This is a genomic window from Streptomyces sp. NPDC058145 (genome assembly GCF_042884245.1).
In the GTDB taxonomy this organism is placed as follows: domain Bacteria; phylum Actinomycetota; class Actinomycetes; order Streptomycetales; family Streptomycetaceae; genus Streptomyces.
On the sequence record NZ_JBHVUH010000001.1, the window covers coordinates 47,014 to 68,928 of the forward strand.

Annotated in this window: 19 protein-coding genes and 2 pseudogenes; 11 read left to right on the forward strand and 10 right to left on the reverse strand. The window is 72.3% G+C overall.

Translation table 11 applies throughout. The features are described from left to right. Positions 1 to 87: 87 nt before the first annotated feature. The gene (locus tag ACFVVO_RS00240) at positions 88 to 876 is read left to right on the forward strand and encodes an MBL fold metallo-hydrolase (RefSeq protein WP_390050744.1); all 789 of its coding nucleotides are present in this window, start codon (positions 88 to 90) and stop codon (positions 874 to 876) included. Between the two features lie 27 nt (positions 877 to 903). On the opposite strand, the gene ACFVVO_RS00245 is transcribed toward ACFVVO_RS00240, so the two are convergent. Continuing rightward, positions 904 to 1,404, reverse strand: coding sequence for a hypothetical protein (locus ACFVVO_RS00245; RefSeq protein ID WP_390050745.1), 501 nt, complete (start codon positions 1,402 to 1,404; stop codon positions 904 to 906). Between the two features lie 215 nt (positions 1,405 to 1,619). Here ACFVVO_RS00245 and ACFVVO_RS00250 point away from each other — a divergent pair, with 215 nt between their 5' ends. The 7 genes from ACFVVO_RS00250 to ACFVVO_RS00280 all read left to right on the forward strand — a co-directional run bounded on the left by ACFVVO_RS00250 (position 1,620) and on the right by ACFVVO_RS00280 (position 11,004). After that, entirely contained in the window at positions 1,620 to 3,047 is a 1,428-nt protein-coding gene (locus tag ACFVVO_RS00250) for a chloride channel protein (RefSeq protein WP_390050746.1), read from the forward strand. After that, positions 3,044 to 4,009, forward strand: a complete 966-nt coding sequence (locus ACFVVO_RS00255; protein WP_390050747.1) for a cyclase family protein — start codon at positions 3,044 to 3,046, stop codon at positions 4,007 to 4,009. Before ACFVVO_RS00250 ends, ACFVVO_RS00255 begins: the two co-directional genes overlap by 4 nt. A gap of 112 nt (positions 4,010 to 4,121) precedes the next feature. Next, positions 4,122 to 5,702, forward strand: coding sequence for a GMC oxidoreductase (locus tag ACFVVO_RS00260; RefSeq protein WP_390050748.1), 1,581 nt, complete (start codon positions 4,122 to 4,124; stop codon positions 5,700 to 5,702). Positions 5,703 to 5,866: 164 nt separating this feature from the next. Next, a complete protein-coding gene (locus ACFVVO_RS00265; protein ID WP_390050749.1) occupies positions 5,867 to 6,706 on the forward strand; it encodes an SDR family oxidoreductase in 840 nt (279 codons plus the stop codon). Between the two features lie 36 nt (positions 6,707 to 6,742). Beyond that, the gene (locus ACFVVO_RS00270) at positions 6,743 to 8,164 is read left to right on the forward strand and encodes a cytochrome ubiquinol oxidase subunit I (RefSeq protein ID WP_390050750.1); all 1,422 of its coding nucleotides are present in this window, start codon (positions 6,743 to 6,745) and stop codon (positions 8,162 to 8,164) included. Continuing rightward, a complete protein-coding gene (locus ACFVVO_RS00275) occupies positions 8,161 to 9,201 on the forward strand; it encodes a cytochrome d ubiquinol oxidase subunit II (protein WP_390050751.1) in 1,041 nt (346 codons plus the stop codon). The genes ACFVVO_RS00270 and ACFVVO_RS00275 overlap by 4 nt, the downstream gene beginning before the upstream one ends. Positions 9,202 to 9,237: 36 nt before the next feature. After that, the gene (locus ACFVVO_RS00280) at positions 9,238 to 11,004 is read left to right on the forward strand and encodes a cation:proton antiporter (protein ID WP_390050752.1); all 1,767 of its coding nucleotides are present in this window, start codon (positions 9,238 to 9,240) and stop codon (positions 11,002 to 11,004) included. Between the two features lie 12 nt (positions 11,005 to 11,016). Here ACFVVO_RS00280 and ACFVVO_RS00285 read toward each other — a convergent pair whose 3' ends face one another. From ACFVVO_RS00285 to ACFVVO_RS00295, 3 genes are read right to left on the reverse strand one after another with little or no spacing between them, the layout of a single operon-like run. Beyond that, the gene (locus tag ACFVVO_RS00285; protein WP_390050753.1) at positions 11,017 to 12,855 is read right to left on the reverse strand and encodes a glycoside hydrolase family 15 protein; all 1,839 of its coding nucleotides are present in this window, start codon (positions 12,853 to 12,855) and stop codon (positions 11,017 to 11,019) included. A 53-nt stretch (positions 12,856 to 12,908) separates the two neighbouring features. Then, positions 12,909 to 13,880 (reverse strand): DUF389 domain-containing protein, encoded by a 972-nt coding sequence (locus tag ACFVVO_RS00290; protein ID WP_390050754.1) that lies wholly within the window; start codon positions 13,878 to 13,880, stop codon positions 12,909 to 12,911. A gap of 24 nt (positions 13,881 to 13,904) precedes the next feature. Then, positions 13,905 to 14,393, reverse strand: a complete 489-nt coding sequence (locus ACFVVO_RS00295) for a gluconokinase (RefSeq protein ID WP_390051533.1) — start codon at positions 14,391 to 14,393, stop codon at positions 13,905 to 13,907. Between the two features lie 254 nt (positions 14,394 to 14,647). Here ACFVVO_RS00295 and ACFVVO_RS00300 point away from each other — a divergent pair, with 254 nt between their 5' ends. Next, entirely contained in the window at positions 14,648 to 14,983 is a 336-nt protein-coding gene (locus ACFVVO_RS00300; RefSeq protein WP_390050755.1) for a hypothetical protein, read from the forward strand. 46 nt (positions 14,984 to 15,029) lie between these two features. On the opposite strand, the gene ACFVVO_RS00305 is transcribed toward ACFVVO_RS00300, so the two are convergent. Then, positions 15,030 to 16,019: a CorA family divalent cation transporter gene (locus tag ACFVVO_RS00305; protein WP_390050756.1), complete on the reverse strand. Its 990-nt coding sequence runs from the start codon at positions 16,017 to 16,019 to the stop codon at positions 15,030 to 15,032. Positions 16,020 to 16,265: 246 nt separating this feature from the next. On the opposite strand from ACFVVO_RS00305, the pseudogene ACFVVO_RS00310 reads away from it, so the two are divergent. After that, positions 16,266 to 16,358, forward strand: a pseudogene (locus ACFVVO_RS00310) (MerR family transcriptional regulator); the annotation flags it as partial. A gap of 81 nt (positions 16,359 to 16,439) precedes the next feature. On the opposite strand, the gene ACFVVO_RS00315 reads toward ACFVVO_RS00310, so the two are convergent. The 4 genes from ACFVVO_RS00315 to ACFVVO_RS00330 are packed head-to-tail and all read right to left on the reverse strand — an operon-like array spanning position 16,440 to position 20,209. Next, positions 16,440 to 17,108, reverse strand: coding sequence for a response regulator (locus tag ACFVVO_RS00315; protein WP_390050757.1), 669 nt, complete (start codon positions 17,106 to 17,108; stop codon positions 16,440 to 16,442). Then, a complete protein-coding gene (locus ACFVVO_RS00320; RefSeq protein ID WP_390050758.1) occupies positions 17,105 to 18,400 on the reverse strand; it encodes a histidine kinase in 1,296 nt (431 codons plus the stop codon). Before ACFVVO_RS00320 ends, ACFVVO_RS00315 begins: the two co-directional genes overlap by 4 nt. 22 nt (positions 18,401 to 18,422) lie before the next feature. Beyond that, entirely contained in the window at positions 18,423 to 19,274 is an 852-nt protein-coding gene (locus ACFVVO_RS00325) for an ABC transporter permease (protein WP_390050759.1), read from the reverse strand. Next, positions 19,271 to 20,209 (reverse strand): ATP-binding cassette domain-containing protein, encoded by a 939-nt coding sequence (locus ACFVVO_RS00330; RefSeq protein ID WP_390050760.1) that lies wholly within the window; start codon positions 20,207 to 20,209, stop codon positions 19,271 to 19,273. The genes ACFVVO_RS00325 and ACFVVO_RS00330 overlap by 4 nt, the downstream gene beginning before the upstream one ends. Before the next feature lie 460 nt (positions 20,210 to 20,669). Between ACFVVO_RS00330 and ACFVVO_RS00335 the strand changes: the two genes are divergently transcribed. Next, positions 20,670 to 21,560 (forward strand): hypothetical protein, encoded by an 891-nt coding sequence (locus tag ACFVVO_RS00335; RefSeq protein WP_390050761.1) that lies wholly within the window; start codon positions 20,670 to 20,672, stop codon positions 21,558 to 21,560. On the opposite strand, the pseudogene ACFVVO_RS00340 reads toward ACFVVO_RS00335, so the two are convergent. After that, positions 21,541 to 21,839: pseudogene (locus ACFVVO_RS00340) on the reverse strand (sensor histidine kinase); the annotation flags it as partial. The gene ACFVVO_RS00335 and the pseudogene ACFVVO_RS00340 overlap by 20 nt on opposite strands. Positions 21,840 to 21,915: the final 76 nt, after the last annotated feature.

Here is a 21,915-nt window from a genome sequence, read left to right on the forward strand (position 1 = left end):
TAAGGCTTGCCGCCATCCGTGAGAAAGGGCTAACGTCGTCTCACGGATGAGGTGTCACTCATCCGTGAGACGACCGAGAGGTGTGTCATGGCTGCCGCCGTACCGGCCCCCGACCCGACCAGCGGGCCGATCCCGGTCCCCGTCCGCGTCCTCGGCGGGCCCACCGTCCTCATCGAGTACGGCGGGCTGCGCTTCCTCACCGACCCCACGTTCGACGCGCCCGGTGACTACCCGGCGCCCAGCGGACGGGTCCTGACCAAGACCGCGCCGCCCCGGATCGGCCCGGACGGGCTGGGCCCCGTCGACGCCGTCCTGCTCTCCCACGACCAGCACGCCGACAACCTCGACCACGCCGGGCGCGCCCTGCTCGCCGAGGTGCCCCGCACCTTCACCACGCCGAGCGCCGCCGGCCGCCTCGGCGGCACCGCCCGCGCGCTGGCCCCCTGGCAGTCCGCCGAGCTGCCCCGCCCCGGCGGCGGCACCGTCACGGTCACCGCGGCGCCCGCCCTGCACGGCCCCAGGGGCTGCGAGCCGATCGTGGGCGAGGTCACCGGGTTCGTGCTGACCTCCGCCGGCCTGCCCACCGTCTACGTCAGCGGCGACAACGCCTCACTGGAGCTGGTCCAGGAGATCGCCGACCGGTATGCCCCCGTCGACACCGCGGTGCTGTTCGCCGGCGCCCCCCGGCTGCCCGTCCTCGACGACGCCCTCCTCGTCCTCGACGGCGCCGGCACCGCGACCGCGGCCCGCCTCCTCGACGCCCGCCGGGTGATCCCGGCCCACTGCGACAGCTGGTCCCACTTCACCGAGGGCCGTGAGGAGGTCGTCGCCGCGTTCGAGCGGGCGGGCCTGGCGGACCGCCTGGAACTGGACTGAGCCCGGCCCGCTCGCGCGGGCTCGAGGTCAGTACCGCAGCGCCGCGTTGACCACCGTGTGCACGTCGCCGGTCAGCTTGCGGTTGCTCTGGGCGGTGGCGTCGCCGGTGGAGCCGGCCGCCACGTCCTTGAGCGTCACCACCGTCACGTCCAGCAGACTGCCGTTCTTGTCGGTGAAGTTCACCTGGACGGCGAAGGACTTGGCCGAGGACGCCGTGTTCTTGGCGCTCACCTTGACGGTGGCCTTGCCGTCGTTGCCGACGGCCGGGGTGCCGAGCGTCACGTCGTCCTTGGCCTTCACTCCGTTCTTGACGCCGTTGAGCTTCTGCCGGGCCTCCGCCGAGGCCGAGGCCAGTGCGTCGGACCCCTTCGAGGCGAGCGAGGAGGCCGCGGAGGAGGCCGCCGAGGCCGCCTTGCTGGCTGCGCCCGACGTGTTGCCGGAGTTGCTGTCGGAGCAGCCCGCCGCCGCGACCGCGACGACCCCGGCGAGGACCACGCCCGCCGCTCCCCGTGTCCATCTGCCAGTCATGGTCCGCCTCCAGAGAATCCCCGAAACGGGCTTTCCTCCCAGTGAAGGGGCCGTCACCACGAACTGCATCCCGAACGGGACTCCGAAGCCCCCCGCCCCCGGCGCCTCCGGGAGTGCGGGGCCCGCGGGCGGGTGCTGCAATGGGAGGGAGGGGGCGCTGCCGGGCACGGGTCCGTGAGCGCGACATCCCCGGCCGATACGGGAGGAACGGTGCCGTGACGACGCCGGATCCGTCCACCGCCCACGCCGCCGTCACCCAGCCGGAAGAGGCCGACCGGCTGCGCGGGTTGCTGCGCTCCCGCCCCTACCAGAAGGCACTCGTACTGTCGGCGGTCATCGGCGTCCCGGTCTCGCTGGCCGCCTTCTTCTTCCTCGCCGGACTCCACGAACTGGAGCACCTGCTGTGGGCCGGACTGCCGGCCCGGTTCGGCTGGAGCCTTCCCCCGTGGTGGTGGCCCCTGCCGCTGCTGACGATCGCCGGTGTCGTCGTGGGCCTCGTCGTCACGCGTCTGCCGGGCGCCGGCGGACACATCCCCGCCGGAGGCCTGCACACCGCGGGCATGGCCCCGGCCGCCCTGCCCGGGGTGATCCTCGCGGCCGTGGCAAGCCTGCCGCTCGGCGCCACCCTCGGCCCGGAGGCCCCGCTGATCGCGCTCGGCGGCGGCCTCGCGTTGTGGTTCAGGAACCTGGCCCGGGCCCCGGGCACCCCGCAGAGCATGGCCCTGCTCGGCGCGGCCGGTGCCGCCGCCGCCCTGTCCGCGATCTTCGGCAACCCGCTGATCGGCGCCGTGATCCTGATCGAGGTGGCCGGTGTGGGCGGCCCGCAGCTCTTCGCCGTCATGTTGCCCGCCCTGCTGTCCAGCGGGATCGGATCGCTGGTGTTCACCGGCTTCGGCCACTGGACCGGGATCGCCACCGGCAGCCTCTCGCTCAAGCTGGGCGTCCCTTTCCCCCGGCTCGACGCCGGGGACGTGCTCTGGTCGGTGCTGATGGCCGCCGTCATCGCGGCCGCCGTCCACCTGACGCTGTCCACCGGGCGCCTGGCCGCGATCTTCGTCGCGGGCCGGCCGGTCGTCCACACGGCACTGTGTGCCCTCGCCGCCGGAGCGTGTGCCGCGGTGTACGCGCGGGCCGTCGACCGGTCCCCGGCCGACGTGGCCTCCTCCGGCCAGTCCACCCTGGCCCAACTGGCCGCCGACCCGCACACCTGGGGCGTCGGGGCCCTGGTCGCCGTGCTGCTGTGCAAAGGCCTGGCCTACGCGCTGTGTCTCGGCAGCCTGCGCGGCGGACCCATCTTCCCCTCGCTGTTCCTCGGTGCCGCCCTGGGCGTGCTGCTCGCCCCGCTGCCCGGTTTCGGCGTCGTACCCGGGATGGCGGCGGGCATGGCGGCCGCGTCGGCGGCCGCGCTGCGGCTGCCGGTCAGCAGCGTGGTGCTGGTCGTCCTGGTGCTCGGCAGCGCCGCGATGATCCCCGTGGTGATCCTCGCCGCCGTGGTCGCCTTCGTGACGGCCGAGCTGCTGCCGCCCGGCCGCCCCGTGCCGCCGGTGGGCAGGCCGGCCGGCCCACCGGACGCCCGGCCCGCCGCCACCTGGGACGACGGCACCGAGCGCGATGCCGGGCCGCGGAAGAGGAGTTCGCGATGACCTCGCACGAGCGGCCCGCCCCCGCGCGCCGGGCGACACCGGGCACCCTGACCGAAGCGGCCTTCCGGGACCTGTACCGCCGGCTGCGGGAGCAGGCCCGGGAGGCGGCGGTACCGGGGCAGGGCGCGCTGGACCGGCTCACCGCCGAGCGGGTGGTGGCGGCCGCCGCCGGAGTGCGGTCCGGGCGCACCGTGTCGCTGGCCGCGCCCGTCGAGACCGCGACCGCTCCGGACAGCCCGGAGCCCGCGACCCACCGGATGACCGCGCCGGCCCGGCAGGAGCGGGACGAACCCGGGCTGCACTTCGCCCGCGACCGGTTCGCCATGAACGTGCACGGTGACGTCGACAGCCACCTCGACGCGCTGTGCCACGTGATCTTCGACGGAGAACTGTACGGCGGTGTCCCGGCGAGCACGGTGACCCCGGACGGCGCCGGAGCGCTCACCCTCGACCTGGTGCGCGACGGCCTGGTCGGCCGCGGTGTCCTGCTGGACATCCCGCGCCTGCGCGGCGTGCCGTGGCTCGAACCGGGCGAGCAGGTCACGGCCGAGGACCTCGCCGCGGCCGAGACCGCCCAGGCGGCGCGGGTCGGGCCGGGCGATCTGCTGCTGGTCCGGGTGGGCCACCGGCTGCGCCGCCGCAGTCTCGGTGCCTGGGACGTGACCCGGGCCAGGGCGGGCCTGCACCCGGAGGCCATGAGCTTCCTGGCCGAGCGGCAGGTGTCCGTCCTGGGCTCGGACGGCAACAACGACGCGGCGCCCAGCGCGGTGACCGAAGTCCCGTTCCCCGTGCACGTCCTCGCCGTCAACGCCATGGGCCTGCACCTGCTGGACTACCTCGACCTCGAGGAACTGGCCACGGCGTGCGACGAGACCGGCCGCCGGCACTTCCTGTGCGTGGTCGCCCCGCTCCGGCTCCCCGCGGCGACCGGCTCACCGGTGAACCCGATCGCCGTGCTGTGACCCGCCGCCCGGCGCGTGTCCGCTCCGCGTGCCGCGTCACCGTAGGGCGCGTACGTTCGAAGGGGGAAAAGCCCCAACGGCCGCGGACCGAAGAGCGAGGACGGTGGTTGCCGTGGACGCCCGCAACTCCTACGACGTCATCGTCATCGGCACCGGTGCCGGCGGCGGCACCCTCGCCCACCGTCTCGCCCCCTCCGGCAAACGCGTGCTCATCCTCGAACGTGGTGACTACCTGCGGCGCGAGCGCGACAACTGGGACTCCACGGCCGTGTTCGTCAAGGCCAAGTACCGGGCCCCGGAGTTCTGGCTCGACCGGAACGGCGACGAGTTCCCGCCCGAGGTCAACTACTACGTCGGCGGCAACACCAAGTTCTACGGCGCCGCCCTGTTCCGGCTGCGCCCCGAGGACTTCGGCGAACTGCGCCACCACGACGGCATCTCGCCCGCCTGGCCCATCGGTTACGAGGACCTGGAGCCGTACTACACCCAGGCCGAGCACCTCTACCTGGTGCACGGCCGGCACGGCGAGGACCCCTTCGAAGGGCCGAGCAGCGCCCAGTACGCCCATCCGCCGGTCGAACACGAGCCGCGCATCGAGCAGTTGAGCAACGACTTGGAGAAGCAGGGACTGCACCCCTTCCATCTGCCGATCGGGGTCAACCTCACCCAGGACGAGTACGGCCGCGCCACGCACTCCAGCGTCTGCATCCGCTGCAACCGGGTGGACGGCTTCCCCTGCCTGGTGCGCGCCAAGTCCGACGCCCAGGTGATCTGTGTGGAGCCGGCCCTCGCCCACCCCAACGTCGAGATGGTCACCAACGCCCAGGTGACCAGGCTGGAGACCGACCCCACCGGGCGCAGCGTCACCACCGTCGTCGCCCGGCTGTCGGGCGAGGAGGAGGCCCGGTTCTCGGCCGACGCGGTGGTCGTGGCCTGCGGGGCCGTCAACTCCGCGGCCCTGCTGCTGGCTTCCGCGAACGACCGGCACCCGCGCGGCCTGGCGAACAGCTCGGACGTGGTCGGCCGGTACTACATGCGGCACAACAACCTGGCGCTGATGGCCATCTCCAAGGAACCGAACGACACCCAGTTCCAGAAGACCCTCGCGCTGCACGACTGGTACCTGGGCGCGGACGACTTCGAGTTCCCGCTGGGCGGGATCCAGATGCTCGGCAAGTCCGACGCCGAGCAGATCCACGGCCAGGCCCCGCGCTGGGCCGGGGCGGTGTCGCCGGACATGCCCTTCGAGGTGCTGGCCCATCACGCCGTCGACTTCTGGCTGTGCGGCGAGGACCTGCCGCTGCCGGACAACCGGGTCACCCTGGAGAGCGACGGCCAGATCCGGCTCACCCTCGACGAGTCCAACAACGTCGCCGGCCTGAAGCACCTGCGGCACAAGCTGCAGCACATGCTGGGCCGGCTCGGCATGCACGAGCACCGGTTGCTGTCCCGCAGCATCTACCTGCACAAGGGCATGCCGATCGGGGCCACCGCCCACCAGGCCGGCACGGTGCGCTTCGGCACCGACCCGGCGTCCTCGGCGCTGGACCTCCACTGCAAGGCCCACGACCTGGACAACCTGTACGTCGTCGACACGAGCTTCTTCCCGAGCATCGGGGCGGTCAACCCGTCCCTGACGGCCATGGCGAACGCCCTCCGGGTGGGCGACCACCTGCTGGAGCGGCTGGGCTGACCCACCGCCCGCGCCAGGCGTCCGAGCGGGCGAAGATCCTCAGCCGCGCAGCGCAACGCCGTCCGCTCCGGAAAGCCGGTCGCGCGCAACGGTGCTTGGCTGGCAGGGCAGCTCCGGGCCCACGGCCCGGCCGGTCCGGACACCCAGGCAAGGAGCAGGGCATCGTGAGTTCCACCGAGGGCGCACCGCGGGACGTGATCCCCGCACATCTGCTGAAGGGCCAGAAGGCGCTGGTCACCGGCGCGAACTCCGGAATCGGCAGGGCGACGGCCGTCGCCCTGGGCCGGGCCGGGGCCGACGTCGTGGTGAACTACGTGGCCGGCCGCAAGGAGGCCGAGCAGGTGGTCGAGGAGATCACCGCCTTCGGGGTCAAGGCCGCCGCGTACGAGGCGGACGTCTCCAAGGAGGACCAGGTCGTCGCCATGCTGGACCGGATGGTCCAGGAGTTCGGCACGATCGACATCCTGGTCGCCAACGCGGGACTGCAACGGGACGCCCCCCTCACCGACATGACCCTCGCCCAGTGGCAGAAAGTCCTCGACGTCAACCTCACCGGGCAGTTCCTCTGCGCCCGCGAGGCGACCAAGGAGTTCCTGCGCCGCGGAGTGGTCCCGGAGGTGTCCCAGGCGGCCGGGAAGATCATCTGCATGAGTTCGGTGCACCAGCTCATCCCGTGGTCCGGGCACGTCAACTACGCCTCCTCCAAGGGCGGCGTGCAGATGATGATGGCGACCCTCGCGCAGGAACTCGCCCCGAAGAAGATCCGCGTGAACGCGGTCGCCCCGGGAGCCATCAAGACCCCCATCAACCGCGGCGCCTGGGAGACCCCCGAGGCACAGCAGGACCTCCTGCGGCTGATCCCCTACGACCGGGTCGGCGACCCCGAGGACATCGCCAACGCCGTCGTGGGCCTCGCCTCCGACCTCATGGACTACGTCGTCGGGACCACGCTGTACGTCGACGGCGGCATGACCCTGTTCCCGGGCTTCGCCACCGGCGGCTGACCCGCCTCACCCGCGTCGGCCCCCGGAAAGGCGTACATGCACACGGTCCTGTCCCTGGCGGACGTGCCCCCGCAGACCCTCCCCGCCCGCTCGATGATGGCCTTCACCCTGGCCTCCCACATCATCCTGGTGCCGCTGGGCGTCGCACTCCCGCTGATCACGCTCATCATGCACGGCTACGGTCTGCGCCGGAACGACGCGACCGCGCTGCTGCTGGCCCGGCGCTGGTCGGCCGTCATGGCGGTGCAGTTCGCCATCGGGGTCGTCACCGGCACCGTGCTGTCCTTCGAGTTCGGGCTGCTCTGGCCGGGCATGCTCGGCCGGTGGGGCGATGTCTTCGGCATCGGGTTCGGCGTGGAGGCCTGGGCCTTCTTCCTGGAGGCCGTGCTCATCGCCGTCTACCTGTACGGCTGGCGCAGGCTGCCCGCCCGCACCCACTTCCTGCTCGGACTGCCGCTGCCCTTCGCCGCCCTGCTCGGCGCCTTCGGCATCCTGGCCGCGAACTCCTGGATGAACACCCCGCGCGGCTTCACCCTCGACTCCGCCGGCAACCCCGTGGACGTGAGCATCTGGAAGGCGATCTTCACGCCCATGTTCGGCCCGCAGTACTGGCACTTCGTCGTCGCGATGTTCGTGACGGCCGGCTACGTCGTGGCCGGTGTCTACGCGACCGGATGGCTCCGCGGCCGGCGGGACCGCTACCACCGGCTCGGCTTCACGGTCCCCTTCACGCTCGCCGCCGTCTTCACCCCGGTGCAGTTCGTGCTCGGTGACTCCATCGCCCGGCAGGTCTTCCACAAGCAGCCGGTGAAGTTCGCCGCCATGGAGATCGTCTGGAAGACCGACACGCACCAGCCGGAGTACCTCTACGGCCGGCTGCACCCCAACGGCAGCATCTCCGGCGGCATCAGGATCCCCCAGCTCGACTCGATCCTCGCCGGCTTCCGGCCGGACACGAAGGTCACCGGTCTCACGTCGGTGCCGGCCAGTGACCGGCCGACGGCCGCCGAGGCCACCATCGCCCACTTCGCGTTCGACACCATGGTCTTCATCGGTTCGCTGCTGATCCTGCTCGCCCTCTGGTACGCCGTCGTGTGGCTGCGCCGGCGCCGGCTGCCGGCCTCCCCGTGGTTCTACCGCGTCGCCGCGTGCGCGGGCGTGGCCTCCGTCGCCGCGGTCGAATGCGGCTGGATCACCACCGAGGTGGGCCGCCAGCCCTGGATCGTGTACCAGAACATGCGCGTCGCCGAGGCGGTGACATCGACCCGCGCCGGCGGCCTGTGGCTCATGTTCGGCCTGGTGATCGTGGTGTACGTCTTCGTCTTTGGATCGTTCCTGGTGGTCCTGCTGAAGATGCGCTCCCGCTGGCGGAAGGCGGACGCCACGGGCGGCCCGCCGCCGGAGACACCGGAGACCGACACACCGTACGGGCCGCGTTCCGCCGGGAGGTTCCTGTGATCGCCGGGGTCATCGCCGTCGTCCTGCTGCTCGCCGTGGCGGCCTACGCCTGCGGTGGCGGCACCGACTACGGTGCCGGCTTCTGGGACCTGACGGCGGGCGGAGCCGAGCGCGGCAAGCGCCCGCGCCGGCTGATCGACCACGCGATGGCTCCCGTCTGGGAGGTCAACAACGTCTGGCTCATCTTCGTGCTGGTCATCATGTGGACGGGGTTCCCCGTCTTCTTCCAGCAGGTGTTCGTCACGATGTGGCTGCCGCTGGCGCTGGCCGCCGTGGGCACCGTGCTGCGCGGCGCCGGCTTCGCCCTGCGCAAACAGGTCCGCAGGCTGGCCGGGCGGCGCCTGTACGGGGCCCTGTTCGCCGTCGCCTCGCTCCTGACGCCGTTCTTCCTGGGCGCCGCCGCCGGGGGAGTCGCCTCGGGCCGGGTGACCTCGACCACGACCGCGTCGACGGACGCCTGGGCCAACCCCACCTCACTGCTGTTCGGGCTGCTCGCCATCGCGGCCACGGCGTCGCTCGGCGCCGTCTTCCTCGCCGCGGACGCCCGGCGCTTCGCCGTGCCGGACCTGGACGGCTACTTCCGGCGGCGGGCACTGGGCGCCCTGGCCGCCCTCGCCGTGCTCGCCGTGATCACCCTGGTCGTCACCCACGGGGACGCCCCGCACGTGTGGCACGGGCTCACGCACGGTGTCGGCCTGTTCTTCGTCGTCGTCGCGGCACTGGGCACCGTGGCCACCGGATGGCTGCTGACGCGTCCGTCCGGGGCCTGGTCCCGGGTCACGGCGGTCGGCACGGTCGCCTCGGCCATCCTCGCCTGGGGCATGGCGCAGCGGCCCTACCTCGTACCGACCTCGCTGACCGTCGCAGAGGGCGCGGGCGCGCACACCACACTGCGCTGGCTGGGCCTCGTCACCCTCGTCGCCCTCGTGCTCGTGGTCCCCGCGGTCGCGCTGCTGTACTGGCTGGACACCCAAGGCGAGCTGGAGAGTCTCACCGAGGCCGACCTGCGCGGCGCCGGCACCGGTGACGAGGGCTGACCCGGTGGCCGGCCCGCGCCCGGGGACGGGAGCCGGGTGAGCGAGGACGGCATCCTGCTGGGCCTCGGGCTGACCGTCGCCCTGGCCGTCGGATGCCAGATCCTCGCGAGCCTGCTGCGGATCCCGGCCCTGATCCTGCTGCTGCCCGCCGGGTTCGCCGCCGGGGCCCTGACCGACGACATCCACCCCGACCTGCTCCTGGGCCCCGCGTTCTCCCCGCTCGTGTCCCTGTCCGTGGCGATCATCCTGTACGACGCCGGGCTGGGCCTCGACCTGCGCCACCTCAGGGGCGCGACCCGTGCGGTCGTCGTCCGGCTGATGGTGCTCGGCGTGGCGCTCACCTGGGGGACCGTCACGGGCACGGCGCCGGCCCTGTTCGGGGTGCCGGTGGCCGTGGCCAGCATGATCGGGGTCATCCTCGTGGTGTCCGGGCCGACCGTCGTCGGGCCCCTGCTGGAGCACGTCCGGCCGTCGGACGGGGTGCGCCGCGTCCTGATGTGGGAAGGCTCGCTGATCGACCCCGTCGGCGGCATCCTCGGCGCGGTCGTCTTCCACTCCATCGTCTCCGGCGGACTCCGGAGCGGGCACTTCCGGTTCGGCGCGTTCTTCGCCGGCATCACCCTCGGACTCGTGGGCGGGGCGGTCGGCGCCGCACTGCTCTGGTTCACCCTCCGGCGGCTCCGGCTGGGCGAGACACTGGGCACGCTGGCCCAGCTCGCCACCGTCGTCGCGGTGGCCGCGGGCTGTGACATGGCCTACGACGACACCGGTCTCATCGCCGCGATCGTCACCGGGCTGACCGTCGCGAACCTGCCCGGCCTCGACATGCCCGCACGCCGGCCGTTCTTCGAGACCCTCGTGCAGCTGATCACCGGCCTGCTGTTCATCTCGATCTCGGCCACCGTGACGCCGAAGTCCGTCGTCCCGGTGCTGCTGCCCACGCTCGCGCTCGTCGCCCTGCTCGTGCTCGTGGTCAGGCCGCTGGTGGCCCTGCTGTCCACCGTCCGGACGGAACTCGCCGCGGGCGAACGCGCCTTCACCGGCTGGATGGCCCCGCGCGGCATCGTGGCCGCGTCCACCGCCACGACCTTCTCCGCCTCGCTCACCGCCGCGGGACTGCGCGGCGCCGGGAAGATCCTCCCCGTCACCTTCCTGGTGATCGTGGGAACCGTCCTGGTCTACGCGCTCACCGCGAAGCCCGTCGCCCGCGGGCTCGGCGTCAGCCGCCCGGCGCGGGCGCGGCCGCTGCTGGTGGGCGGCGATCCGTGGGTCGTCGATCTCGCCCGGACGCTGCGCGCCGCCGGTGCCGACGTGCTGATGTGGGCGGGCGGCGCGCACGAGCGCGAGCGGATCGAGGCGGCGGGGATCGACCTGGTCACCGGGGAGCTGATGGCCACGGCCACCGACCCGCGGGCCCGGCTGGAGGGCGTCACCTCGGTCTTCCTGCTCACGGCCGACGACGACTTCAACGCGCTCGCCTCGATCGTCATGGCGGACAGCGTCGAGGGCCCGGTCTACCGGGTCGGCCCGCCGCCCGGCAGCGAGGGCGTGGTCGCCCCCTACACGGCGGGTCACACCCTCTTCGGCGGGCGGCTGGTCAGGCACGCCGTCGCCGACCGCCACGAGCGGGGCGCCCGCTTCCACGTTCAGCCGGCGTCCGCGCCCCGCCCGCCCGGGTACGACGCCCTGTTCGTCGTACGGCCGGGCGGCGGACTGGAGCCCGTCACCGGTGCCGTGCCGTCCCCCGGCGCGGCACCGGACGACACACTGGTGCTCCTCGGCCCCGCGCCACCGCCGGGCTGACCCCGCGCTCGGCTATCGGGACGTCAGGGCGTCGTTCAGGGTCAGTGCCGCGTCGATGAGGGCGAGATGGGTGAAAGCCTGCGGGAAGTTGCCCAGTTGACGGCCCGTCGGATCGATCTCCTCCGAGTACAGGCCCAGATGGTTGGCGTACCCCATCATCTTCTCGAACACCAGCCGGGCCCGGTTGGTGCGTCCGGCCCGCGCCAGCGCGTCGACGTACATGAAGGTGCACAGCGAGAAGGTGCCCTCCGAGCCGTGCAGGCCGTCCGGCGAGGCCTCGGGGTTGTAGCGGTAGACCAGGCTGTCGCTCACCAGTTCCTGCTCCATCGCGTCGAGCGCCGACGTCCACAGCGGGTCCTCGGGGGTGATGAATCCGACCGTCGACATGCGCAGCAGCGAGGAGTCGAGGACGTCGCTGCCGTAGTGCTGCACGAAGGCCCGGCGTTCCTCGCTCCATCCCCTGCTCATGACCTGCTCGTAGATCGCGTCGCGTTCGCCGCGCCAGCGTGCGGTCGCGCCCGGCCGGCCGTGCGACTCGGCGAGCCGCAGCGCGCGGTCGAACGCCACCCACGACATGACACGGCCGTAGGTGAAGTCCCGGCGGCCGCCGCGCGTCTCCCACAGGCCCTCTCCCGCCTGGTCCCAGTGGTCGACCAGCCAGTCGAGGTTGGTCAGCAGCGCGGTCCAGCCCTCGTGCCCCAGCCTGATCCCGTGCCGGTGCGCGAAGTGGATGCTGTCCAGCGCCTCGCCGTAGATGTCCAGCTGGAGCTGGGCCGCGGCGCCGTTGCCGATCCGTACCGGGGCGGAACGGGCGTAGCCCTCCCAGTGCTCGAGCAGCTCCTCCTTCAGGTCGGAGGACCCGTCGACCCGGTACATGATGTTGAGCGGGCCCGAGTCCCCGTCGCTGCCGGCCCGTTGCCTCACCCGGTCGTCCAGCCAGTTGATGAACGCCTTCGCCTCCTCGGTGAACCCCAGCCCCAGCAGGGCGTACACGGAGAAGGAGGCGTCACGGATCCAGGTGAACCGGTAGTCCCAGTTGCGTTCGCCGCCCAGTTGCTCGGGGAGCGCCGTCGTCGGGGCGGCCACCAGCGCACCGCTAGGGGCGTACGTCATGAGCTTCAGCGTGATCGCCGAGCGCTCCACCGTCTCCCGCCAGCGCCCCGAGTACTGCGACTGGCCCAGCCAGGAGCGCCAGAACCTGATGGTCTCGTCGAACAACTCCTCGTACTGCGCGAGCCGGATCTGCCTCGGCGGTCCGTCGGCGGCCGACTCCAGCATCAGACCGCGCTGCCGGCCCGCCTCCAGGGTCAGCGTGAAGTGCAGGTCGTTCCCCCGGTCCGTGAGGATGTCCACCAGCCGCTCGTCCTCCGGCTCGCGGATGGGATGCACGGTGAGTACCGCGCCGTCCTCCGCCGCGAACAGGGCGCCGTGCTCGGTGATGTGCAGCCGGTGGGCCGTCCTGCCGTAGTCGAACCGCGGAGCGATCTCGACGTCGAACGTCATGGCGCCCCGTACACAGCGCACCAGGCGGACCAGCCGGTGGCAGTCCGTGGCCGCCCTCCCGGTGACCGGCATGAAGTCCAGGACCTCCCCCGCGCCCGCCTCGGTCATGAACCGGGTCACCAGGATCGCCGTGTCGGGGAGGTAGAGCTGCTTGGTCGCGTACATCGCGTGCGCCGGCCGCACCGTGCAGTGGCCGCCCCTGTCCTTGTCGAGCAGGGCGCCGAAGACGCTGGGCGAGTCGAACCGGGGGAGGCAGAGCCAGTCGACCGTTCCGTCCGTGGTCACCAGGGCCGCCGTCTGCAGGTCACCGAGCAGACCGTGGTTCTCGATCAGGGGATAGTCGTTCATCGGGGCACCCCTTCCGGCAAGCGATTCACCCGAACGGCCCTCCCCCGATCAGCCTAGGACGGACCGCTCCCACCCGCGCTCCGGCCGCGGGCGGTGGCCCGGCGGGCCGCGCGGCGCCACAGACGGCGCTGCAGGCGCAGGGTGAGGACGCCGATGACCACCAGGACGACCACGTTGAGCAGCAGCTGCAGCAGCGAGCCCCGGGCCTGGCCCCAGTCGGCGAAGGCGAGCGAGACGGCGATGTCCGAGGCGGCGGGGATCGTGGTCACGGAGATGAACACACCGAGCAGGGCGCTGCCGCGTGCCTCGGCCAGCGAGACGATGCCGACGACGCCCGCGAGCACGGCCACGGCGACGGAGAAGAAGTCCGGTGTGTCGATGAGGTGGGAGACGGGCCGCAGCCCGAGCTCGAAGGCGGTGGACTGCATGCCGAACGCCCGCGTCAGCGCGGCGAACCCGAGCGTGACCGCGATGGCCAGCACGAACCCGGCCGTCAGGGCCCGCGTACCCTCCCGGACCCGGCGGGGGTTACGGCGGTCGAGTCCGAGGGCGATGCTGGTGATCGCGTTGTACTCGGGGCCGACCACCATGGCCGCCACGATCAGGATCTGCGAGTTCGTCATGATGCCGACCGAGCCGATGATCCCGGCGATGACCAGGAACAGGTAGAAGGACGGGGGATAGGTCCCGCCCGCCCGGATGTGCGCCTCGACCGACGCCCACAGGGGCGCCTGGACGAGCGCGCCCGGCTGCTCGGCCTCCAGCCGGTCGGCGTGCCGCGAGAACATCATGTCGACGTCGTCGGCGGCGATCGCCCCCGCGCGGTCCACGCCGAGCCCGCGCAGGTCTTCCAGCACCCCGTTGGCGGCGCCCTTCGCCACGTCGCACTCGACCGCGTCACCGTCCGGAACGCGCGCCGCCCGCACCACCACGAGGTTGAGGACGCGCTCGTGCGAGGCGAGCAGGCCGACGACCGGCGGGGTGAGCGACGGCGGCATCACCATGCGGAAGTGGATCAGATCCATCCGAACCCTCCTGGGAGGCGCCCGCTAGCGGTCCGGCCCGCACACGGAACGCAGCGCGGCCCGCACGACCTGGGCCGTGCCGCCGGACGCGTCGATGGTGACGCCCGGCTCGTCGGCGTGCAGCGGATCGAGGGTGGCGTACTGGCTGTCGAGCAGTGCCGGCGGCATGAAGTGCCCCTTGCGGCGCGCGATGCGTTCCGCGGCCACCTCACGGTCGAGCGCCAGATACACGAACCACACGTCCGCTCCGGTACGCCGGAACTGGTCGCGGTACGCGCGCTTGAGCGCGGAACAGGAGGCGACACCCCCGTGCCCGCTCGACGCGGTGACACGGACCCACTCCGTGAGCGCCGCCAGCCAGGGTCGCCGGTCGGCGTCGTCGAGGGGGTGCCCCGACGCCATCTTGGCGCGGTTCGCGGCGGGGTGCAGGTCGTCGCCCTCCAGGAACGGCACGCCGAGCCGCTGCGCGAGCCGTGCTCCGACGGTGGACTTCCCGGACGCGGACACGCCCATCACGACCACCACCCGCGCACCCCCGTCCGGTCCGGCCAACGGGGCCTCCTCGGGGGCGCGGTGGGGAACTGCCGGTACCTCACCACTATCGCCCGGCACCAGGCGAAGTGCCGCGCGGCCCCTCGACGGCCGCGCTCGCCCATGGCGGCCGCACTCGTCAGGCGGGTCCGCCCGCTCTGGCGGATAGTGGTGGTGGGGCGGGACCACCTTCCAGCCGGCTCTCCGTACACGCCTCCGTACACACAGGAGGACCGATGCGTGTTTCACGTCCGCTGGCCGCGCTCGCCTGCGTCGCGTTGTCCGGAGTGGGGCTGGCCGCCTGTCAGGATCAGGCGGCCGGCACGGTCACCGGGCACAACGGCGTCAGACCGGTGCAGTCCTTCACGAACCCGTCGATCGGGGGGTGCCACCGTTTCCGGGCGGACGTCACCCGCGTCGACAACTTCACGCAGAACAGCATCCTGCTGTACAAGACACCCGACTGCACCGCGCCGAAGGGCAAGGAGAGCATCTACCTGAACATGCAGGGCTCGGACGTGGTGGTCAGGTCCACCGGACCGTGGCGCAGCTTCTCCTTCGCCCCCGAATGACCCCCACTGTCCCCGGCCGACGCCCGGGCGGACCCGGACACCGCACTCACGGGTCCTGCAGCCCCTCGTCGTCACGCAGCCTGCGCCAGATGTGGGTGCGGTGCAGCACGTACAGGGCGCCGCCCAGGACCACCACCTGCAGTGCCACGGCGAGCAGCCAGAACACGGCCCTGCTCTCCATCTCGTCCGTGAGATAGCTGAAGTTCATCCCGAAGTAGCCGGTCAGGAACGTCAGCGGCAGGAAGATCGTGGACACGATGGCGAGCCGGTTGATCACCCCGTTCTGCTCGCCCGACACCAGCGAGGAGTAGCTGGCGAAGGCGCGCCGGGTGGCCTCCTGCAGCGACTGGATGTCGGCGAGCACCAGGCGGCCGGTGTGCTGGAACTCCCGGGCGAGGTGCTGGCGCTCCTCGGGGAAGTCCCGGTTGAGCATCCTGCGCATGATCACCTCGTCCGTCGCCTGGAGGTAGGGCAGCAGGAAGTGGTGCAGAAGCGCGGCGCGCCGCCGCAGCCGCGCCAGGCGGTAGACCTGGTCGGGGCGCCGCCGGTCGAACATCTCGTCCTCGAGGTCCTCCACCACCAGCAGGTCCGCCACCGCGGCCCGGCGGAACGTGTCCAGGGCCTCCTGCAGCAGCAGGAACAGCACGGCCGCGGTGTCGGCCGGGTTCTCCTCGCCGAGCCGGGCGACGAGGCTCTCCAGCGGCCGGGCCGGTCCCCGGTGGAGGGTGACCAGGTGCCGTTCCGTCGCCATGACATGGACGTGGACGACCCGGCCGCCCTGGACGACGGGCACGACGAAGCCGGCCCGGTCGCCGAGGAACTGGGCCCGCACCGGCTCCTCCGCCCTGCCGAACCAGGGCGGACACTCGGACTCCAGGCCGAGCCCGCCGACGATCACGCCCCCGTCGGCGGCCGACTCGTGCGCAAGCTGGACGTCCACCAGCAGGAAGCCGGGGGCGGCCAGGAGTTCGCGTGCCTCCGCCAGGCCCGTACGCGTGGTGGCCCCTCCGGGCATCGACACCACCGATACGATCATCTGTCCTCACCGTGATCCCAGTTCCGTAGGTCCCACGGTGCGCACACTCACCCGCCGCCGGTCGCGGACACACGCGGGCGCGACGGCGGGTACCCCGGACGGATGAGCGCGGAAGGCCCCCGCCCGGCCGGTGCCGGTCAGTGGCTGCCGGCGAGTTCCCCGCTGAGGGTCTCGTGGATCCGGGAGCTGGGCTCGTTCAGCCCGACGATCTCGACGGTCTTGCCGCGCTGGGCGTACTTGGTCCACTCCCAGGGCGGTTTCCGGCTCTACACCGAGGCCGACGTCTCCCGCCTGATGGTCATCCGCCGTATGAAGCCGCTCGGCTTCACCCCGGACCGTGCCGGCCGGCCCGAGGCCTAGTGCCGTGGCCGGAAGGGTTTGCCGGGCATCGCGAGCCGGTGAACCTTACCGGTCGCAGCACTAGCCGCCATGGGGCCGGGCCAGGCCGTGGTCGTAGGCGAAGATCACCGCCTGGATGCGGTCCCGGGCGCCGATCTTGGACAGGACACGGCCGACGTGCGTCTTCACCGTGGACTCCGACAGCACGAAACGCGCGGCGATCTCGCTGTTGGTCCAGCCCTTGCCGATGGCGACGAGGATCTCGCGCTCGCGGTCGGTGAGGGCACTCAGGCGCGGATTCCCGTCGGAGCCGTCGCCGCCGGGTGGCACGAGACGGGCGAACTCGTGCAGCAGGCGGCGGGTGAGCGCGGGGGCGATCACCGCGTCGCCGACGGCCACGGCACGGATGCCCGCGAGGAGTTCCTCGGGGCGGGCGTCCTTGAGCAGGAAGCCGCTGGCCCCGGCGCGCAGGGCCGCGTGCACGTGCTCGTCGAGATCGAAGGTGGTCAGGACGAGGACCCGGGAACGGCCGCCGGTGGCGACGATACGGCGCGTGGCCTCGATGCCGTCCATGCCCGGCATGCGTACGTCCATCAGGACGACGTCGGGGCGCAGTTCGGCGGCCTTGCGCACGGCCTCGGTCCCGTGCGCGGCCTCGCCGACCACCTCCGTCCCGGGCACGGAGTCCAGCAGCATCCGGAAGCCGTACCGCTGGAGCGGCTGGTCGTCCACGACGAGCACGGTGGTCACCCGGCGGCACCGCCCTCGGGAGCGAGGTCGAGGGCGGCGCGCACCGTCCATCCCGGGCCCAGGGGACCCGCGCTGACGTGTCCGCCGTAGAGAGCCGCTCGTTCCCGCATGCCCACCAGTCCGTGTCCTTCCTCGTTCGCCGAGCCGGGACGACCGGCCGGAGCGGGCGGACCGGAGTCCTGGACGGAGATCGTCAGCCGCGCGTCCTCCACGACGATCGCCAGGTTCGCACGGGCACCGGCCCCGGCGTGCTTCAGGGTGTTCGTCAGGGCCTCCTGCACGATGCGGTAGACCGTGAGCTGCACCCCGCTGTCCAGGGCGTCGACGTCACCGGCCGTACGGTAGACGACCTCCAGGCCCGCGGCGCGCACCCCCTCGCACAGCGCGTCGATGTCCGCGAGACCCGGTTGCGGGCTCAGCTCGGGCCCGGCCCGCGGGCCGTCCCCCTCGCGCAGCACGCCGAGCACCCGGCGCAGTTCGCTCAGGGCCTGGCGGCCGGTGTCACCGATGAGGCGCAGGGCCTCCTCCCCCCGCTCCGGGGAGGCGGCGGTGGCGTAGGAGCCCGCGTCGGCGAGTGTGATGATGACGGACAGGTTGTGGCCGACGATGTCGTGCATCTCGCGCGCCACGCGCGCCCGTTCGGCCGCGACGGCCAGCCTGCCGCGCTGGTCGCGTTCGATCTCCAGCCGGGCCGCGCGGTCCCGCAGTCCGGCCAGTTGGGCCCGCCGGATGCGGATCATCAGGCCGAGCGCGAGGGCCGCGGTGGCCGTGCTGAGCAGGAAGAAGAGCGCGTCCGAGACCGGCACCGCCGCCGAGACACGCGCCGCGACCAGGCCCAGCGCACCCGCCAGGACCGCACAGGCCCAGGGCAGCTGCCGCAGCCGCCCGTGCAGGGCCAGGCTGTACAGGCCGACGAAGAGCGCGACGTCCGCACGGAGTGCGGCGCCGAGCGACCACTGGAGGACGAACACGGCGGTGACGGCGCCGAAGGCGACTGCGGGTGCCCGGCGTCGCCACAGCAGCGGCAGCACCAGCCCGGCCTGCACGGCCGCCATGCCCGCCACGGGCAACCGGGTGAACGCCACGCGGAAGCGGCGCGGTCCGTCGCCGTCCCCGCCGATCGCGTGCAGCAGGTCCGGCAGGCAGAACAGCGAGAACACCAGGACCACCACCGCGGCGTCCAGCACCCACGGACGGGCCCGGTCGGCGTGCCGGAGCCGCTGGCCGGCCCGGCCGAGCCGGGCGACCAGCGGCCCCATCCCACTGAGATCCTCGGCGGTCACGGAGGTCATCGGCCCATGATGCGGCCGGCGCTCACACGTCGCTGCGCAACAGCCGGTACGCCGCTCCGGCCAGCGCCAGGACCGTCCAGCCGAGGAAGACGAGGAGTCCGGCGCCCGGCGACAGGGTGGTCGAGTCGTGGGTCAGGGCGAAGACCGACTGGCCCGCGCGGCTCGGCAGATAGGGGTTGATGTCGCCCTGCCACGAGCTGGGCAGCAGGGAGACCAGTCCTGGTACGAGCATGAGGGCGGCCACGAGCACCGAGATGCCACCCGCCACCGACCGCAGCAGCGCGCCCAGAGCGGCGCCGATCACGGCGACCAGGCCGAGGTAGAGCCCGGCGCCCAGCAGACTGCGTACGACGCCGGCGTGGCCGAGGCTCACGGCGGCGGGCGTGCCGGAGACGATCCGGCTGCCGACGAGGAAGGCGACGAACGCGCCGACGGTCGCGACCACCAGGGCGACCACTCCGTACACCGCCGCCTTGGACCACAGCACGGGCAGCCGGCGCGGCACCGCGGCCATGGTCGAGCGGATCATCCCGGTGGAGTACTCACCCGCCGTGACCAGCACGCCGAGCACACCGAGGGCCAACTGGGCGAAGTTCGTGCCGAACAGCGACAGGCTCACGGCCGTCGCGTCGGCGAAGTCGCGCTCCACGGGCCGGCCCGAGCCGAGACCGGACTTGTAGTGGCTCGCGGCGATGACGCCGAAGGCGACGAGGAACACCAGGCCCAGGCCGAGGGTGATCCAGGTGGAGCGCAGGGACCAGAGCTTGGCCCACTCCGAGGACAGCACGCGGCGGCCGGTCACCCGGTAGGCGGGCCGGCCCTGAGCGGCCGGAGCGGTCTCGGGGGTCTCGGGTGTTGCCGTGAGGGTGCTCATGCCGCGCTCCCGGAGGTCTCGGTGCCGGTCGTGGAGCCGTGGTACTCCACGGCGTCCCGGGTCAGTTCCATGAATGCCTCCTCCAGCGACACCGCCTTCGAGGTCAGCTCGAACAGGGGGATCCCGTGCTCGGCGGCCTTCAGCCCGATCTCGCGCGCGGACACCCCGGTCACCTGCAGCTCCTCGGAGCCGATACGGCCGGTGATCTCCACGCCGGGACCGGCCAGCACGTCCCGCAGCCGCGTGGGGTCGGCCGTCGCGACCTTCACGCTGTCGCCGCCCGCCTCGCGGACCAGGTCCCGCACGGTCGTGTCGGCCAGCAGCCGGCCGCGTCCGACGATGATCAGGTGGTCCGCCACCAGCGACACCTCGCTCATCAGGTGCGAGGAGACGAAGACCGTGCGCCCCTCGGCCGCGAGGGAGGTGAGCAGGTTCCGGATCCAGCGCACACCCTCGGGGTCCAGGCCGTTGACGGGCTCGTCCAGCATCACCGTCTGCGGGTCGCCCAGCAGCGCGGCGGCGATGCCCAGGCGCTGTCCCATGCCGAGGGAGAAGGCTCCGGCCCGCTTCTTCGCGACGCTGCCGAGACCGGCCTGTTCGACGACCTCGTCGACCCGGCGGCGCGGAATGCCATGGGTGAGCGCGAGGGCCCTGAGGTGGTTGCGGGCCGAGCGGCCCGGGTGGACCGACTTCGCCTCCAGCAGCGCCCCGACCTCCTGCAGCGGCGCCCGGTGGTGGGCGTAGCGCTGTCCGTTCACCGTGACGGAGCCGCTCGTCGGCGCGTCGAGCCCGACGATCATGCGCATCGTCGTGGACTTGCCCGCGCCGTTGGGCCCCAGGAAGCCGGTCACCGTCCCCGGTCTCACCGTGAAGCCCAGACCGTCGACGGCTGTCTTCTCCCCGTACCTCTTGGTGAGCTGCTCTGCGTCGATCATTCGCGTTCTCCCTCGTTCGGGGGCTGCGGCGCCCGGCCCGCCCGACGCCTCCTCCGCAACGCTAGGACCGAGATGTCCGAATTCGGTGGTACCGGGGACCGAAGCCCGCACGGCAGGTGGTACCGGGGTACTACGACCCGGCGCTGTGCGCGTGGAACGACTCGTGGACAGGCGCCGGTGCGCGCGGTGCCGTGCGAGCGGTCAGGATGCGTTCAGGCGTTCGGTGGCACGGTCGGTGGTCGTCCACCTGAGCGTGACGCGCAAGGACGTCACCGAGCCTGAGCCTGCCGTTCGACACGCGGCCTGACCTGCCACACCGGACGCGTTCAGGGTGGGTTCAGGTCCTCTGTGTCACGGTTGAAAATCGCGACCGCTCGGCGGCCGGCTCATCTCATGGGGCGCTCGTCCCGCTTTCCGGGGGGCGAGCGCCCTGTCGGTTCGACCGGACAGGAGAGTTGAATTGGAGAAACCGGAGGTCCTCACCGACCTCGACGTGGCGGGCACGTCGAGCAGGACCAAGTCGGTGATGAAGAAACTGCCCGAGGTCACCCTGGCGTTCTGGGTCATGAAGATCGCCGCGACGACCCTGGGCGAGACGGCGGGCGACCTCTTCGCACAGACCCTGAAGCTGGGCTACTTCCTGACCACGGTCGTGCTGTTCCTCGTCTTCGTGGTGACGCTGGTGGTCCAGCTTCGGTCCAGCCGGTACAACCCGTTCTTCTACTGGACCGTGATCCTGTCGACCTCCATGGCCGGCACGACCATGTCCGACTTCATGAACCGGGACGCCAGTGCCAAGTACCTCTCGAACGGCGCGACGAAGCTGGGTTGGGGACCGCAGGGCCTGGGTCTCGGCTATCCCGAGGGAGCGGCGATCCTGATCTCGATCCTGCTGGCGATCTTCGTCGTCTGGAAGCTGAGCGGGATGACGTTCCAGATCCGCGACATCGTCACCTTCAGGGGTGAGGCCCTGTTCTGGGCGGCGATCCTCGTGTCGAACACCCTCGGCACCTCCATGGGCGACTTCCTCTCCGACAGCTCCGGCCTCGGCTACGCCGGTGGCGCACTGCTCGTGACCGGGCTGCTCGGTGTGCTCCTGGCGCTGATGAAGGTGCCCGCGGTGCCGAACGTCCTGCTGTTCTGGATCGCCTTCGTCCTCACCCGCCCCCTGGGCGCCACCGCGGGCGACTTCCTCACCAAGCCGGTCGCCAAGGGCGGTCTGGATCTGGGTACGGCGGGTTCGTCCGCCGTTCTCCTCGCCGTCCTGTTCGCGCTGATGGCGTACGCCCACGCGCAGGAACGCCGGTCGGTGAAGGAGGGGCAGGCACCGGTCACCCGGCCGGCAGGCTGACCGTGAACCTGGCTCCGCGCCTGTGCCCGGGGTCGTGGGACACCTCACCACCGACGGCGCGGGCCAGGCGCCGCGCGAGCGGCAGCCCCAGGCCCGCGCCGTCGTGCCCGTCGCCGGGATCGGCGCGCCGGCCGGGCTGGAACAGCTCGTCCCCGAACGTCTCCGGCACACCGGGCCGTCGTCGGCGACATCGATCCGCACGGCGCCGGGGACGTGCCACGCGGACACGGTCACGCGCGAACGGGCGTAGCGGGCGGCGTTGGTGAGCAGCGGGCTGAGGCCGACGCGATGCCGGTGGTGGCCGGCCGCAGTGCCGTCGCGCCGTCGGCGGCCGGGACCGGGTCGAAGTCCTCCT

What these genes read in the sequence shown, in the direction of transcription:
- ACFVVO_RS00240 (WP_390050744.1), top strand. Translation starts at nt 88, where the DNA reads ATGGCTGCCGCCGTACCGGCCCCCGACCCGACCAGCGGGCCGATCCCG.
- ACFVVO_RS00245 (WP_390050745.1), bottom strand. Translation starts at nt 1,404, where the DNA reads ATGACTGGCAGATGGACACGGGGAGCGGCGGGCGTGGTCCTCGCCGGG.
- ACFVVO_RS00255 (WP_390050747.1), top strand. Translation starts at nt 3,044, where the DNA reads ATGACCTCGCACGAGCGGCCCGCCCCCGCGCGCCGGGCGACACCGGGC.
- ACFVVO_RS00270 (WP_390050750.1), top strand. Translation starts at nt 6,743, where the DNA reads ATGCACACGGTCCTGTCCCTGGCGGACGTGCCCCCGCAGACCCTCCCC.
- ACFVVO_RS00285 (WP_390050753.1), bottom strand. Translation starts at nt 12,855, where the DNA reads ATGAACGACTATCCCCTGATCGAGAACCACGGTCTGCTCGGTGACCTG.
- ACFVVO_RS00290 (WP_390050754.1), bottom strand. Translation starts at nt 13,880, where the DNA reads ATGGATCTGATCCACTTCCGCATGGTGATGCCGCCGTCGCTCACCCCG.
- ACFVVO_RS00295 (WP_390051533.1), bottom strand. Translation starts at nt 14,393, where the DNA reads ATGGGCGTGTCCGCGTCCGGGAAGTCCACCGTCGGAGCACGGCTCGCG.
- ACFVVO_RS00300 (WP_390050755.1), top strand. Translation starts at nt 14,648, where the DNA reads ATGCGTGTTTCACGTCCGCTGGCCGCGCTCGCCTGCGTCGCGTTGTCC.
- ACFVVO_RS00305 (WP_390050756.1), bottom strand. Translation starts at nt 16,019, where the DNA reads ATGATCGTATCGGTGGTGTCGATGCCCGGAGGGGCCACCACGCGTACG.
- ACFVVO_RS00320 (WP_390050758.1), bottom strand. Translation starts at nt 18,400, where the DNA reads ATGACCTCCGTGACCGCCGAGGATCTCAGTGGGATGGGGCCGCTGGTC.
- ACFVVO_RS00325 (WP_390050759.1), bottom strand. Translation starts at nt 19,274, where the DNA reads ATGAGCACCCTCACGGCAACACCCGAGACCCCCGAGACCGCTCCGGCC.
- ACFVVO_RS00330 (WP_390050760.1), bottom strand. Translation starts at nt 20,209, where the DNA reads ATGATCGACGCAGAGCAGCTCACCAAGAGGTACGGGGAGAAGACAGCC.